Source organism: Pectobacterium versatile (assembly GCF_003932035.1).
GTDB classification, from domain to species: Bacteria; Pseudomonadota; Gammaproteobacteria; order Enterobacterales; family Enterobacteriaceae; genus Pectobacterium; species Pectobacterium versatile.
Genome location: NZ_CP034276.1, coordinates 2454502 through 2467816 on the forward strand (window position 1 = coordinate 2454502; position 13315 = coordinate 2467816).

Consider the following 13315-nt stretch of genomic DNA (forward strand, 5'->3'; position numbering starts at 1 on the left):
AATCGATTAATCGTTTTCTCACAGGGCTCTAATTCAGGAATCGTGCTGGGATAACTAACACGACAACATTACAGGAGAAAATAATGACACACATCACAACTAAAAAAAGAGTAGCTGCCGCTATTATCGCAGCATTAAGTAGCACGATGGCTGTTTCTGCCTTTGCCGCGACCGTTCCCGCAGGCGTTCAGTTAGCAGAAAAACAGGAATTGGTTCGTAACAACGGTGCTGAAGTTTCCTCTCTTGACCCGCATAAAATCGAAGGCGTGCCGGAATCCAACGTGTCGCGCGATCTGCTGGAAGGGTTGGTGATTTCCGACGTTAACGGCAAAACCAGTCCCGGTGTAGCTGAAAGCTGGGATAACAAAGATTTTAAAGTGTGGACATTCCACCTGCGTAAAGATGCCAAATGGTCCAACGGTGAGCCGGTTACCGCACAAGATTTCGTCTATAGCTGGCAGCGTCTGGCCGATCCAAAGACGGCATCACCTTACGCCAGCTACCTGCAATATGGTCATCTGCTGAATATCGATGACATCATCGCTGGCAAGAAATCCCCTGATACGCTGGGCGTAAAAGCGATCGACGATCATACCTTTGAGGTTACGCTGTCCGAAGCGGTGCCTTATTTCTATAAGCTGCCTGTTTACGTTGCGATGTCCCCAATCAATAAAGCCGTTGTTGAAAAATTCGGTGAAAAATGGACGCAGCCGCAAAACTGGGTCGGCAATGGTGCTTACAAGCTGAAAAGCTGGGTTGTGAACGAAAAAATGGTGCTGGAGCGTAACCCGCAATATTGGGACAACGCCCATACCGTGATTAACCAAGTGACGTATTTGCCGATCGCGTCTGAAGTGACGGACGTTAACCGCTACCGCAGCGGTGAAATTGACATGACGTACAACAACCTGCCGATCGAACTCTTCCAAAAGCTGAAGAAAGAAATCCCGGATGAAGTGAAGGTTAACCCGTACCTGTGTACCTACTACTACGAAGTTAACAACCAGAAGCCGCCGTTTAACGATGTACGAGTTCGTACCGCGCTGCGTCTGGGTCTGAGCCAGGATATTCTGACCAACAAGGTGAAGAATCAGGGCGACATTCCTGCCTATGGCTTTGTTCCTCCGTATATCGATGGCCTGAAAGCGTCAGTACCGGAGTGGTTCACCTGGTCACAGGCGAAACGTAATGAAGAAGCGAAAAAATTGTTGGCAGAAGCGGGCTATACCGCCGACAAACCGCTGACGTTGAACCTGCTGTACAACACCTCCGACCTGCATAAGAAGATGGCGATTGCCGCGGCTTCTATCTGGAAACAGAATATCGGCGTGGACGTTAAGCTGGAAAACCAGGAATGGAAAACCTTCCTCAGCACCCGTCATCAGGGAACTTATGATGTTGCGCGTGCCGGATGGTGTGCGGACTATAACGAACCTTCAACCTTCCTGAACAGCATGCTGTCCGACAGCAGCAGTAACACCTCGCACTATAAGAGCAAAGAGTTTGATGCACTGGTGGCGAAATCCTTGCAGGTGAAAACCGATGAGGAGCGCGCTGCGGTTTACCAGCAGGCGGAATCGCAGCTGGATAAAGACGCTGTCACCATACCGGTCTATTACTATGCGAATACCCGACTGGTGAAACCTTATGTTGGTGGATTAACGGGCAAAGATCCGCAGGATAATGTTTACGTGAAAGATCTTTATATCATCAAGCACTAATAATAATGGCTGGCGCACGCAACTGTGCTGCCAGCCTTTTATAGGTACGAGCAATGTTAAAATTTATTCTTCGCCGCTGTTTAGAGGCGATTCCAACACTATTTATCCTGATCACCATCTCGTTCTTCATGATGCGATTGGCACCCGGCAGTCCTTTTACCGGTGAGCGTAATTTACCGCCGGAAGTGATGGCGAATATTGAAGCCAAATACCATCTGAACGATCCTATCATGACGCAGTACGGTAACTACTTACTGCAATTGGTACAGGGTGATTTCGGTCCTTCTTTTAAATACAAAGACTATTCCGTGAACGATCTGGTCGCGACGTCTTTCCCTGTTTCTGCAAAACTGGGAGCTGCGGCATTCGTTCTGGCGGTTATTTTTGGTGTGAGTGCCGGTGTGATCGCCGCGCTGAATCAGAATACGAAATGGGACTATACCGTGATGGGCTTTGCCATGACGGGGGTGGTGATTCCCAGCTTTGTTGTCGCGCCGTTACTGGTGCTGATTTTCGCCATTACGCTGCGGTGGCTACCCGGCGGTGGGTGGAACGGTGGGGCACCCAAATACATGATTTTACCGATGGTGGCACTGTCCCTGTCTTATATCGCCAGCATCGCGCGTATTACCCGAGGATCGATGATCGAGGTTTTACACTCTAACTTTATTCGCACCGCGCGCGCTAAAGGGCTACCGATGCGCCGCATCGTCCTGCGCCATGCGTTAAAACCTGCGCTGCTGCCCGTGCTTTCCTACATGGGGCCGGCGTTTGTGGGGATTATTACCGGCTCGATGGTTGTTGAAACCATTTTTGGTTTACCCGGCATTGGGCAACTGTTTGTGAACGGTGCACTGAACCGTGACTATTCACTGGTACTGAGTCTGACGATTCTGGTCGGCGGCTTAACCATTTTATTTAATGCGATCATTGACGTGCTCTACGCTGTTATCGATCCGAAAATTCGCTATTAATTGGGGGCGTTATGTTTTGGAATCGAAAAAACGTTGAAGCGTTAGAGAACTTCACCGAGCAGGCTGAGATTGAAGGGCGCAGTTTGTGGCAGGATGCGCGTCTGCGCTTTATCCACAACCGTGCGGCGCTGGCCAGTCTGTTTGTTTTAGCTGTGATTACCGTGTTTGTGATTTTTGCGCCGATGCTGTCGGCATTTGACTACGCCGATACCGACTGGGGAATGATGTCGGCCGCGCCGGATATGACATCTGGTCACTACTTTGGTACGGATTCCTCCGGTCGTGATCTGCTGGTCCGTGTTGCTATCGGTGGACGTGTTTCGCTGATGGTTGGTGTAGCCGCGGCGCTGGTTGCGGTAATCGTCGGAACGCTGTATGGCGCGATGTCGGGTTATCTGGGCGGGAAAGTGGATTCGGTGATGATGCGTCTGCTGGAAATCCTCAACTCATTCCCGTTCATGTTCTTCGTTATTCTGCTGGTGACGTTCTTCGGGCAGAACATGCTGTTGATCTTCGTGGCTATCGGCATGGTGTCCTGGCTGGATATGGCGCGTATCGTGCGCGGCCAGACGCTGAGCCTGAAACGTAAAGAGTTCATTGAAGCGGCGATGGTTTCCGGCGTCTCCACGCGCGGTATCGTGCTGCGCCACGTTGTGCCTAACGTGCTGGGCGTGGTGGTGGTGTATGCCTCTCTGCTGGTGCCAAGCATGATCCTGTTCGAATCCTTCCTGAGCTTCCTGGGGCTGGGAACGCAGGAACCGTTAAGCAGCTGGGGTGCCTTGCTGAATGATGGTGCGAATTCAATGGAAGTGTCGCCGTGGTTACTGTTCTATCCGGCGGCGTTTCTGGTTGTCACGCTGTTTTGTTTTAACTTTATCGGCGATGGCCTGCGTGATGCCCTCGACCCGAAAGATCGCTGAGGAATATCGACATGAGCAAGATTGAATTAACTGGCGCGCACGACGCGCTGCTACATGTTCAGGATCTCCGGGTAACGTTCAAAACGCAGGATGGCGATGTGACGGCGGTTAACGACCTGAACTTCACGCTCAACGCCGGTGAAACGCTGGGGATTGTGGGTGAATCCGGTTCCGGTAAATCACAAACCGCGTTTGCGTTGATGGGACTGCTGGCGCGTAATGGCCGTATTGGCGGATCTGCACGTTTTCGTGGCAAAGAGATTCTCAATTTGCCTGAAAGCCAGTTGAATAAGCTGCGTGCTGAAGAAATCAGTATGATCTTCCAGGACCCGATGACCTCGCTGAACCCGTACATGCGCGTCGGCGAACAGCTGATGGAAGTACTGATGTTGCACAAACGCCTGAGCAAAAGTGAAGCGTTTGAAGAGTCGGTCAAAATGCTGGATGCGGTCAAAATGCCGGAAGCGCGTAAGCGTATGAAGATGTATCCGCATGAGTTTTCCGGCGGGATGCGTCAGCGCGTGATGATCGCAATGGCGCTGCTGTGTCGTCCGAAACTGCTGATTGCCGATGAACCGACAACAGCGCTGGATGTGACGGTTCAGGCGCAGATTATGACGCTGCTGAACGAGCTGAAACGTGAGTTTAATACATCTATCATCATGATCACCCATGACCTGGGCGTGGTGGCTGGTATTTGTGACAAAGTGCTGGTGATGTACGCCGGACGCACCATGGAATACGGCACTGCACGTGACGTCTTTTATCATCCGAGCCACCCGTATTCTGTTGGCCTGCTCAACGCCGTGCCGCGTCTGGATGCGGAAGATGAAGTGCTGGCAACCATTCCGGGTAATCCGCCTAACTTATTACGTTTGCCGAAAGGCTGTCCGTTCCAACCACGCTGCCCGTATTCAATGGATGTCTGCCATAGCGCACCGGCGCTGGAATCTTTTGGTGATGGCCGCTTGCGCGCCTGCTTTAGAGCGATTGAGGAGGTGGTATGAACAACGCGGACGAGAAAAAGGTGTTGTTAGAAGTGGACGATCTGAAAGTCCACTTTGACGTCAGAGATGATAAGCAGTGGTTCTGGCAGCCGCCGAAAAAACTGAAAGCCGTTGATGGCGTGACGCTACGTTTATATGAAGGCGAAACGCTGGGCGTGGTGGGCGAGTCTGGCTGCGGCAAGTCTACGCTGGCGCGTGCCATTATCGGTCTGGTAAAAGCGACCGACGGACGCGTCACCTGGCTGGGGAAAGACCTGCTGGGCATGAGCGCCGATGAATGGCGCGCCGCGCGTAGCGATATTCAGATGATATTCCAGGATCCGCTGGCATCGCTGAACCCGCGTATGACGATCGGCGAGATTATTGCTGAGCCGTTAAAGGTTTATCATCCAGAACTGGATCGACAGACGGTAAAAGATCGTGTGAAAGCGATGATGCTGAAGGTGGGGCTGCTGCCGAACCTGATCAACCGCTATCCGCATGAATTCTCTGGCGGGCAGTGTCAGCGTATCGGCATCGCGCGCGCGCTGATTCTTGAGCCGAAGCTGATTATCTGTGATGAGCCGGTTTCCGCGCTGGACGTATCGATTCAGGCACAGGTGGTTAACCTGCTGCGTCAGCTACAGCGTGAAATGCGTCTGTCGCTGATTTTTATCGCCCATGACTTATCGGTTGTGAAGCACATTTCCGATCGCGTGCTGGTGATGTATCTGGGTCATGCGGTAGAACTGGGGACGTACGATCAGGTCTATAAAAACCCGCAGCACCCGTATACCCGCGCGCTGATGTCCGCTGTGCCGACGCCCGATCCCGATCAGGAGCGGAACAAGAAGATACAGCTGCTGGAAGGGGATTTGCCTTCGCCAATCAATCCGCCATCGGGCTGTGTGTTCTGCACGCGTTGTCCGATTGTCGGCCCTGAGTGCTCGAAAACCCGTCCATTGCTGGAAGGGAGCTTTACGCACGCCGTTTCGTGTCTGAAGGTCGATCCGCAGGCGTTGTTACCGGTGGCAGAAGCCGAAGCACAGTAATCTGTTTTATCGGCTACCGATGTAAAAAAGGCGTCTCCTGCGGGAGACGCCTTACTTTTAGGTAAGAAGAATTATTCTTTCCACAAAATGTGGCAAAGTTTGTGGTCTTTCTCCCGGCAAATCAGCACGCGGGCAAAAATATCGGTAATTTCTTCACCTTCATTCTCAGCCAGCCCAATGACGACTTCGGCAAAAAAGTCAGGGTTCAGATCGAAATCAACGTGCTCGGCCCAGTCTTCCGCAGGGTCGAACAACTCTGCGCCGCCGCGCTCTTCGAATTGCAGGTTGAACAGCAGAATATCTGCCGGATCGAGGTTATCAGCCGCGAGTTCCAAAAAGATATCGTAGGCCTGTTCCAATGCTTCGTCTTCGGTCAGGCGATTATTCAAATCCATAACGTAATTCCTGTTAATTCCCAATAGCCTTATTAGAACACGGGAAAACGCGTATTTATAGCAGGGGGCTGAAAAAGTAGAACAGCCTCTCGACGATGCGTTGCCAGTAAGGGCGGTTTTGCCACTGCGTGGCGTTTAACAGGCGTGAACGGGCGATATAGTCTTCCTGTACGCAGGCTAAATCGCTGCCGAATCCGGCATCGTCAATCACCAACGTAATTTCAAAATTCAGCCACAGGCTGCGCATATCCAGATTCACCGTGCCAACCAGGCTGAGTTGTCCATCAACCAGTACGCTTTTGGTGTGCAGCAGTCCGTCCTTGAATTGATAAATTTTTACGCCAGCGGCCAGCAGCTCTGTGAAGAACGCGCGACTGGCCCAGCCGACCAATACCGAGTCATTTTTGTGTGGAACGATAATGCTGACATCGACCCCGCGCTGGGCGGCGGTACAGATGGCGTGCAGCAGATCGTCGCTGGGCACGAAGTAGGGGGTTGTCATGATCAACTGCTTACGTGCCGAATAGACGGACGTCAGCAGCGCCTGATGAATCATTTCTTCCGGGTAACCGGGGCCGGAAGCAATAACCTGAATGGTATGGCCGCTCTCCTGTTCGAACGGCATAACGTTAACATCCGGCGGCGGCGGAAGCAGGCGCTTGCCCGTCTCCATTTCCCAGTCGCAGCAGTAAATAATCCCCAGCGTAGTTGCCACTGGGCCTTCAATACGTGCCATCAGATCGATCCATTGTCCGACGCCGGCATCTTGTTTGAAGAAACGAGGATCAACCATATTCATGCTGCCGGTATAGGCGATACGGTTGTCGATCAGGATAATTTTACGGTGCTGCCGCAAATCCATGCGGCGGAGGAACGCACGGAATAGATTCACTTTCAGGGCTTCAACCACTTCAATCCCGGCGGTGCGCATCAGCTCGGGATGATGCTGACGGAAAAATTGTACGCTGCCAGCGGAGTCTAACAGAATGCGGCAGTGCACCCCGCGTCGTGCCGCGGCGATAAGGGAAGAGGAGACTTGCTCAACCAGACCGCCGGGTTGCCAGATGTAGAACACCATTTCGATGTTGCTGCGTGCGAGTTCAATATCACGCAATAACGCTTTAATGGTGTCATCAAACGTGGTCATCAACTGCAACTGATTGCCTTTAACGCCGCCAACCCCTTGCCGTCTTTCACACAGCTGAAATAACGCGCTGGCGACTTCACTGTTTTCCGTTGCGAAAATACGGCGATATTCTTTTAATTCGCGTAGCCATTTTGCCGTTGATGGCCACATTTTGCTGGCACGTTCGGCTCGGCGTTTGCCGAGATGGAGCTCGCCAAACGAAAGATAAGCGACAATACCGACAAGTGGCAGAATATAAATCACCAGCAGCCAGGCCATGGCAGAAGGCACCGCCCGACGTTTCATCAGAATACGCAAGGTCACACCAGCGATCAGCAACCAGTAGCTAAAAACCAGTAACCAACTTATTACGGTATAAAATGTCGACATAAAAGCAGCACAGTTCCCTTCTGCAAAGAATTAACAAAGTGTACGCATAGATTTATAAAAGGGGAAATGCCTTTCCTCTGAATAAAATAGCGTAGCTGACTAAGAGGAGAATGGCGGTGAGCGTGATTCACTGATTGTCGTCACGCAGTCGGGGGGTATAATGCCCAGCGCGAGTGAATTAACAAGAGCCGCATAATGAAACGCAGTCGGAATGAAGTGGGTCGCTGGCGGATGTTACGTCAGGTCCAGCGTAGAAGAAGTCGCTGGTTGGAGGCTCAATCACGTACGTATCGTCATATTCGCTCTGCCCGTTATTTGCAGCAAAAGCAGCAACGGCGGGCATTGCTCTATGCGGTAACGTACGACTGGTAAGCCAGTGAGGAAAATAGCGACCCGAGGTATGGTCGCTATTTTTTTATCATGCTTTTTATCACACCCTGAGCTTATTCCCTCATTGACTCATCCCATAGCCGGAATGCGTGGTGTCATTTCTCTCTGATCAATCATCAGGTTAACCTCAGCCTCTGTTGAGGGCAGGATGAACAGCGATACCGACGTATTTAAGCGTTCCGTTTGCTCCAGCAGTGAGGCAAAGGTGTGTGCGGAGGCTTCAACCTGTCCCGCATTTTCTCTGACGGTATCGTTCAGCGTGCTGAGTCGGGCGGTGACTTCATGAATGCTTTCGTTCTGCTGGTGCGATATTTCCGAGATTTCGCTCAGAAATGTGCCAGTGCCTTTCGCTGTCTGAATGATGTTCTGCAGGCTGTCATTCAGTTTGTTCACCAGTCGCGTTCCGGCGGTTACGCTATTGTCTGAATCACGAATCAGCACATTAATATTTTGTGCAGAATGGCTGCTTTGCGAAGCCAACGTGCCGACTTCCCGCGCGACAACGGCAAAGCCTCGTCCCATCGTCCCGGCTCGAGCCGCTTCAATTGCGGCATTCAACGACAAAATATGCGTCTGAAACGCCACGTTTTCAATCATCCCAATGGCTTCTGTCATCTCACGTGTTCTGCCTGCAATATCTGACATCGCCGCTTTGACGTCATTCATCATTGTCTCACCCTGAGCGGCGATCTTACTGGTGTCTTCTGCATGCAAATTGGCCTGTTGGGTATGCTGGGTATTTTGCTCAAGATGCTGGCTCAGCTGAATAATGTGCTCCGTGGTGGCTTTGAGCTCGTGGGATTGGCGGTTCGCCTGTTCGGAAAGCCGATGGTTATCTGTCGCGACCCGATCAACCTGCGTCACCATGTGGTCAACGCCCTGACGAACCTGATTGACCAGGGTCACCAGACCTTCCTGCATTTGGATCACGCTGGTATTGAGCTGTTCAACTTCACGTGTACCGCGCGTCTTTGTACTGACCGAATGCGAAAGGTCGCCCGCGGCGATCAGTTTTAAATGGGCGATGATGTGCGTCAGCGGACGAATAATGATCCGACTCACGCCAATCCACACGGCGATGGCGATAACCAGCAAGAGGCCCAGAACCGTAATGAAAATTGTTTTTGCGTTATCGAGAGAGGATAAAAATTGTTGGCCATGCTGTTTTTGCAACGCATCGGTGTCTTGCAAATAGTGTGAATACTTCTGGGTAAAATCGCTTTGATAGGCCTGTACCGGAACGGCAAAGAAAATATCGATCTGATTGGTGGTTTTTATTCCCTCGGCTAGCTCGACGAGCCCAGAATAAAGCTGGTTATAACTCTTTTTCAAATCCACAAAAGCCGTCGTGTCTGCTTCAGGTGTCGTGGTTGTTTCCAGTTGCTGGTAATGCGCTTGTGCCTGTTTGAGAGACACTTCTGCCTCATCCATCAGGCTATGCCAGCTGCCTTCAGATCCAGTTTCTTTGTCTACCAACAGATAAATGCCCGCGCGGTTGAGCTTGTCGCTGGCATTCATGACTTCCATTCGCGCTTTATCCATTAACGCTTGCTGCTGGCGGAGGCTCTCGTTAGCGGAAATATCCTGCCGAACCTGAGTCATCGTTTGCGAAATGACGCCGACGGAAACCAATTGCAGTAAAGAAAACAACCCAATGATCAATAACAATCCGGAGAGAATACTGAGGCGATGACGGCGGCGGATCGTAGCAACTCCGTTTCGCAAAATCGCAGGCATTAACATGATTGTTGATCCTCTATAAATGAATAGCGGTCAAACTATCACTGTTAAATGACTAAAATATTTCAGCTTTTGGCGGGGGCGAAAAGGGTCATGGCTTTTTCGCGTAGCCATGACCTATATCAAGGGAACCCTTAAAACACTTTCTTGAATGGTTTTACGCTGACGTGTTTATAGACGCCTGCCGCAATGTAAGGATCGGCGTTGGCCCATGTCGTTGCTTCATCCAGCGATGTGAATTCGGCGATAATCACGGAGCCGCTAAAGCCAGCCTGACCGGGATCGTCGCTGTCGATCGCAGGTAACGGGCCCGCAGTAATCAGTCGGCCCTGATCGCGTAATGCCTGTAAACGGGCAAGATGGTCCGGCCGGACTGACAGGCGTTTTGCTAATGAATCAACATTATCTTCAGCATAAATGACGTAGAGCATAGCGACCTCACAGGTGGGAAGGTACCCTTTTTCGTTTTGGGGCCGGGGTTGAGACCCAGCGGTCAAACGCTATCGGGTAAGAGAAACGTGTTTCTACCATCATACGTGATGTTGTTTGAAGACAATAGTGCGAGGACAATAGGTTGATTTGCCAGAGTAATCCCCCCACGACTTCGGTTTTTTTAACAATTCCACGGGTTGTTATTGAATATGATTGCTATTTGCATTTAAACTTGGGCGGCATAAGAGGATAAAGACAGACTATGCCGCAAAAAAAGTTTTTTTTGACCCGCCGTTACTCATGGCCATTCATACTTTCAGTCGGTTTTCACGGTTCACTGATTGCAGGATTGCTGTACGCATCATTTAATAATTCAATCGAATTACCGCAGGAATCTAAGCCCATCAGCGTTGTGATGGTGAACCCGGCGGCCTATGAAGCGGCACCTGCTGCTAAATCTGCCCCGGAACCAGAGCCGGTTAAGCAGCCCGAACCTGAGCCGAAACCGATTCCAGAACCGGAGCCATTGCCGCAGCCGGTTCCTATGCCATTACCTGAACCAAAGCCCAAGCCGAAACCTAAACCGGAACCTAAGCCGGTGAAGAAGGTTGAGCAGCCGAAGCCGGTTAAACGTGAACCGACCGTTGAGAAACAGCCGCCTTCGCCGTTTACCAGCGAAGAGCCAACGCGCAATGTGACTAATGCGCCAGTGAAGCAGGCACCTGCGCCCGCAGCAAGCACGCAGTCAAGTGGACCGCGTCCGTTAAGCCGCGCACAGCCTCAGTATCCAGCCCGCGCGTTTTCCTTGCGCGTTGAAGGGCGGGTAAAAATGCAGTTTGATGTGGATGAGTCTGGACGTGTTGACAACGTGCGCGTGCTTTCTGCCGAACCGCGTAATATGTTCGAACGCGATATCAAACAGGCCATGCGTAAATGGCGTTATGAAGCCAGTAAGCCGGGCAAAGATTTGGTTGTGACCATCGTCTTTAAAATTGATGGCGGGGCGGCAGTCGAATAATTTACGCTGATATGAAAAAGAAACGGGGCGCCATCTTTGTAGATGGCGCCCCGTTTTCGTTATGTCTTTATATCCGGTAACAACATATCAATTAACAAATTAAGTGCTTACGTTACCCGATGTCACTCGCTTGGTGTGAAGTTGCTTTTACCTGCGGGCAACTCGCGAGGATGACCTTCCTCATCGACTGCGACGTAGGTGAATAACGCTTCGGTAGCCCGGTAGCGCTGACCGATCGGCTCAGAGGAGACTTTCTTCACCCACACTTCAACGTTGATATTGATAGAGCTGCGGCCCGTGCGTAAGCAACGTGCATAGCAGCAAACCACATCGCCAACGGCGACAGGCTTTAAGAATGACATCCCATCAACCCGTACGGTAACGACACGTCCTTCGGCAATTTCTTTCGCCAAGATCGCGCCGCCCATGTCCATTTGCGACATCAGCCAGCCGCCAAAAATATCGCCGTTCGCATTGGTATCGGCTGGCATTGCCAGCGTGCGGAGAACCAGTTCGCCCTGTGGTAACACGTTTTGTGTGCTCATTGTGTCTATCTCGCTTTGGCTATTACTGCTGTTCGCTTTTTTCTTCTTCTGACTTTTCCTGATCGTTAGGCAAGTGACGATAGATATAAACGCCGCAAATCAGCGTAAACAGTAGCGTCACACCGGTCAGACCAAAGACTTTGAAATTAACCCAAACGTTTTGCGGTAACCAGAAAGCAATATAGATGTTAACCAGTCCACACACCAGAAAGAACATGGCCCAGGCGAAATTCAGTTTCCCCCAGACGGGCTGCGGCAAGGTTAACTCTTTACCCAGCATTTTCTGAATCAGGGTTTGTTTCATTACAAACTGACTAACCAGCAGGGCAATGGCGAACAAGCCGTAGATGATGGTGACTTTCCACTTGATAAACAGGTCGTTATGGAACACCAGCGTTAGCGAACCGAAAACGACGACCATTGCAAAGGTAACCAGCGTCATTTTCTCTATTTTACGATACATCACCCAGGTGACCACGAGTGACAGCGCCGTTGCCGCAATCAGTGCACCCGATGCGATATAGATGTCATAAAGTTTATAGGCCGCAAAAAAAACGACCAACGGTATAAAATCAAGAAGTTGCTTCATTATGTCAATCCATCACTCAACAGTGTCGTAATCATAACCCGCGAGAGTTATCCGATAGCTCATGCCATTATCCTTTATTGTGGAACACCATTCCCGAGATATTGTAATAATTTGCAGAAAATTACGATTGGGTAGATAGCGAACGGAGATCTGGCGGAACCTATGCCACCAGAGCGATGGCATAAGCAAAGGGCAGTAATTAAGCGCGCAGCAGCATATAAAGGCGGAACAGATAAATGAGCAGGATCGCGGAGATCAGGTTGCCCAAGCCGTTAAGAACCACGCCGAGCACGGTCGGTGAGGAAATCGGTAACTTCGACACGATCAGCAAAATAGCGATTTTAGCCAGTAGCCACATTACGATGGCTGGCGCGGTTGCACGCAGATTACCGTAAGCCAGTTTAGTACTCACTTTAATCGCGTTGAAAATTCCGCTTTTTTCCGTGACGACAATCACGGGTGACAAACTCAGCGCAATAGCCAGCAGCACGCCAGGAATGACCAGAAGCATCATGCCAAGTTGGATGAGCAGTGTGCACAGCAGGATCAGGATAAGCAGACGCAGTAAAAAAGGTGCCGATGCGCCAATCGCGCGCAGTGCACTGGTGCGCTGTCCGTCAGAAACCAACTGGATCAGCATCAGAACCCCGCCCGTCAAGAGCGCATTGCCCACTAATGCAGCAAAGGTGCCTGCTGCCGACATTTTCAGTAACACGGTTTGTTGTTCCGGCGTCATCTGCTGAATCATATCCATCAAGCCAGACTCGACAGAAGATGACAGATCGCTGCTGGAACTGCTCAGAATCCGTAACTCGTCTCCAGACGGCGATAGTGCATGATTCAGTATGACAGTAATGAATGCCGTCAACAGTGACATCATTAAGATGCTGATGAACTGGTTGCGGGTGAAATTCATTGTGTCACGGTACAACGTGTTAGCCGTGATAGGCATGCAGGCTCCTTGAAAAAGATAAATCGACAGAGATAACTTAACTCACGATTGTAACCTGTTAATTCGCGCAGTGGCACCCCGTCAA

The 13315-nt window shown here is 51.0% G+C and carries 14 protein-coding genes; 7 read left to right on the forward strand and 7 right to left on the reverse strand.

The genetic code is table 11. The features are described 5' to 3' along the window. The first annotated feature begins 83 nt into the window (after positions 1-83). The 5 genes from oppA to oppF are packed head-to-tail and all read left to right on the forward strand — an operon-like array spanning position 84 to position 5653. Positions 84-1721, forward strand: a complete 1638-nt coding sequence (gene oppA, locus EIP93_RS11130; protein WP_103182986.1) for an oligopeptide ABC transporter substrate-binding protein OppA — start codon at positions 84-86, stop codon at positions 1719-1721. Positions 1722-1774: 53 nt separating this feature from the next. Continuing rightward, complete coding sequence (gene oppB / locus EIP93_RS11135; protein ID WP_039489534.1) at positions 1775-2695, forward strand: oligopeptide ABC transporter permease OppB; 921 nt, start codon at positions 1775-1777, stop codon at positions 2693-2695. A gap of 11 nt (positions 2696-2706) precedes the next feature. Further along, positions 2707-3615, forward strand: a complete 909-nt coding sequence (gene oppC, locus EIP93_RS11140; RefSeq protein WP_010295218.1) for an oligopeptide ABC transporter permease OppC — start codon at positions 2707-2709, stop codon at positions 3613-3615. An 11-nt stretch (positions 3616-3626) separates the two neighbouring features. Further along, positions 3627-4622, forward strand: a complete 996-nt coding sequence (gene oppD, locus EIP93_RS11145; protein ID WP_039489532.1) for an ABC transporter ATP-binding protein — start codon at positions 3627-3629, stop codon at positions 4620-4622. Further along, positions 4619-5653, forward strand: coding sequence for a murein tripeptide/oligopeptide ABC transporter ATP binding protein OppF (oppF, locus tag EIP93_RS11150; protein ID WP_103182987.1), 1035 nt, complete (start codon positions 4619-4621; stop codon positions 5651-5653). The genes oppD and oppF overlap by 4 nt, the downstream gene beginning before the upstream one ends. A gap of 71 nt (positions 5654-5724) precedes the next feature. Here the strand turns inward: oppF and EIP93_RS11155 are convergent, their stop codons facing one another. Further along, complete coding sequence (locus tag EIP93_RS11155; RefSeq protein ID WP_010295213.1) at positions 5725-6048, reverse strand: HI1450 family dsDNA-mimic protein; 324 nt, start codon at positions 6046-6048, stop codon at positions 5725-5727. A gap of 55 nt (positions 6049-6103) precedes the next feature. Further along, positions 6104-7564: a cardiolipin synthase gene (gene cls / locus EIP93_RS11160; protein ID WP_039505499.1), complete on the reverse strand. Its 1461-nt coding sequence runs from the start codon at positions 7562-7564 to the stop codon at positions 6104-6106. Positions 7565-7759: 195 nt separating this feature from the next. Between cls and EIP93_RS11165 the strand changes: the two genes are divergently transcribed. After that, the gene (locus EIP93_RS11165; RefSeq protein ID WP_085996914.1) at positions 7760-7936 is read left to right on the forward strand and encodes a YciY family protein; all 177 of its coding nucleotides are present in this window, start codon (positions 7760-7762) and stop codon (positions 7934-7936) included. 87 nt (positions 7937-8023) lie between these two features. On the opposite strand, the gene EIP93_RS11170 is transcribed toward EIP93_RS11165, so the two are convergent. Beyond that, positions 8024-9697 carry a Tar ligand binding domain-containing protein gene (locus tag EIP93_RS11170; RefSeq protein ID WP_103971536.1) on the reverse strand — a complete coding sequence of 558 codons (1674 nt, stop codon included), beginning with the start codon at positions 9695-9697 and terminating at the stop codon, positions 8024-8026. Between the two features lie 131 nt (positions 9698-9828). Continuing rightward, positions 9829-10125 carry a YciI family protein gene (locus EIP93_RS11175; RefSeq protein WP_103860733.1) on the reverse strand — a complete coding sequence of 99 codons (297 nt, stop codon included), beginning with the start codon at positions 10123-10125 and terminating at the stop codon, positions 9829-9831. Positions 10126-10388: 263 nt separating this feature from the next. Between EIP93_RS11175 and tonB the strand changes: the two genes are divergently transcribed. Beyond that, positions 10389-11144 carry a TonB system transport protein TonB gene (gene tonB / locus EIP93_RS11180; RefSeq protein WP_125232704.1) on the forward strand — a complete coding sequence of 252 codons (756 nt, stop codon included), beginning with the start codon at positions 10389-10391 and terminating at the stop codon, positions 11142-11144. A 122-nt stretch (positions 11145-11266) separates the two neighbouring features. Here the strand turns inward: tonB and yciA are convergent, their stop codons facing one another. The 3 genes from yciA to EIP93_RS11195 form a co-directional block, all read right to left on the reverse strand. After that, positions 11267-11689: an acyl-CoA thioester hydrolase YciA gene (yciA, locus tag EIP93_RS11185; protein ID WP_103860731.1), complete on the reverse strand. Its 423-nt coding sequence runs from the start codon at positions 11687-11689 to the stop codon at positions 11267-11269. A gap of 22 nt (positions 11690-11711) precedes the next feature. Then, complete coding sequence (locus EIP93_RS11190; protein WP_103860730.1) at positions 11712-12278, reverse strand: septation protein A; 567 nt, start codon at positions 12276-12278, stop codon at positions 11712-11714. 199 nt (positions 12279-12477) lie between these two features. Next, positions 12478-13230, reverse strand: coding sequence for a YciC family protein (locus EIP93_RS11195; RefSeq protein WP_103860729.1), 753 nt, complete (start codon positions 13228-13230; stop codon positions 12478-12480). Between the last annotated feature and the right edge of the window lie 85 nt (positions 13231-13315).

Excerpts from the sequence above, each read along its gene's own strand:
- EIP93_RS11190 (WP_103860730.1), bottom strand. The coding sequence starts at position 12,278 with ATGAAGCAACTTCTTGATTTTATACCGTTGGTCGTTTTTTTTGCGGCC.
- oppF (WP_103182987.1), top strand. The coding sequence starts at position 4,619 with ATGAACAACGCGGACGAGAAAAAGGTGTTGTTAGAAGTGGACGATCTG.
- yciA (WP_103860731.1), bottom strand. The coding sequence starts at position 11,689 with ATGAGCACACAAAACGTGTTACCACAGGGCGAACTGGTTCTCCGCACG.
- EIP93_RS11170 (WP_103971536.1), bottom strand. The coding sequence starts at position 9,697 with ATGTTAATGCCTGCGATTTTGCGAAACGGAGTTGCTACGATCCGCCGC.
- oppC (WP_010295218.1), top strand. The coding sequence starts at position 2,707 with ATGTTTTGGAATCGAAAAAACGTTGAAGCGTTAGAGAACTTCACCGAG.
- oppB (WP_039489534.1), top strand. The coding sequence starts at position 1,775 with ATGTTAAAATTTATTCTTCGCCGCTGTTTAGAGGCGATTCCAACACTA.
- oppD (WP_039489532.1), top strand. The coding sequence starts at position 3,627 with ATGAGCAAGATTGAATTAACTGGCGCGCACGACGCGCTGCTACATGTT.
- tonB (WP_125232704.1), top strand. The coding sequence starts at position 10,389 with ATGCCGCAAAAAAAGTTTTTTTTGACCCGCCGTTACTCATGGCCATTC.
- EIP93_RS11165 (WP_085996914.1), top strand. The coding sequence starts at position 7,760 with ATGAAACGCAGTCGGAATGAAGTGGGTCGCTGGCGGATGTTACGTCAG.
- cls (WP_039505499.1), bottom strand. The coding sequence starts at position 7,564 with ATGTCGACATTTTATACCGTAATAAGTTGGTTACTGGTTTTTAGCTAC.
- EIP93_RS11175 (WP_103860733.1), bottom strand. The coding sequence starts at position 10,125 with ATGCTCTACGTCATTTATGCTGAAGATAATGTTGATTCATTAGCAAAA.
- oppA (WP_103182986.1), top strand. The coding sequence starts at position 84 with ATGACACACATCACAACTAAAAAAAGAGTAGCTGCCGCTATTATCGCA.
- EIP93_RS11155 (WP_010295213.1), bottom strand. The coding sequence starts at position 6,048 with ATGGATTTGAATAATCGCCTGACCGAAGACGAAGCATTGGAACAGGCC.
- EIP93_RS11195 (WP_103860729.1), bottom strand. The coding sequence starts at position 13,230 with ATGCCTATCACGGCTAACACGTTGTACCGTGACACAATGAATTTCACC.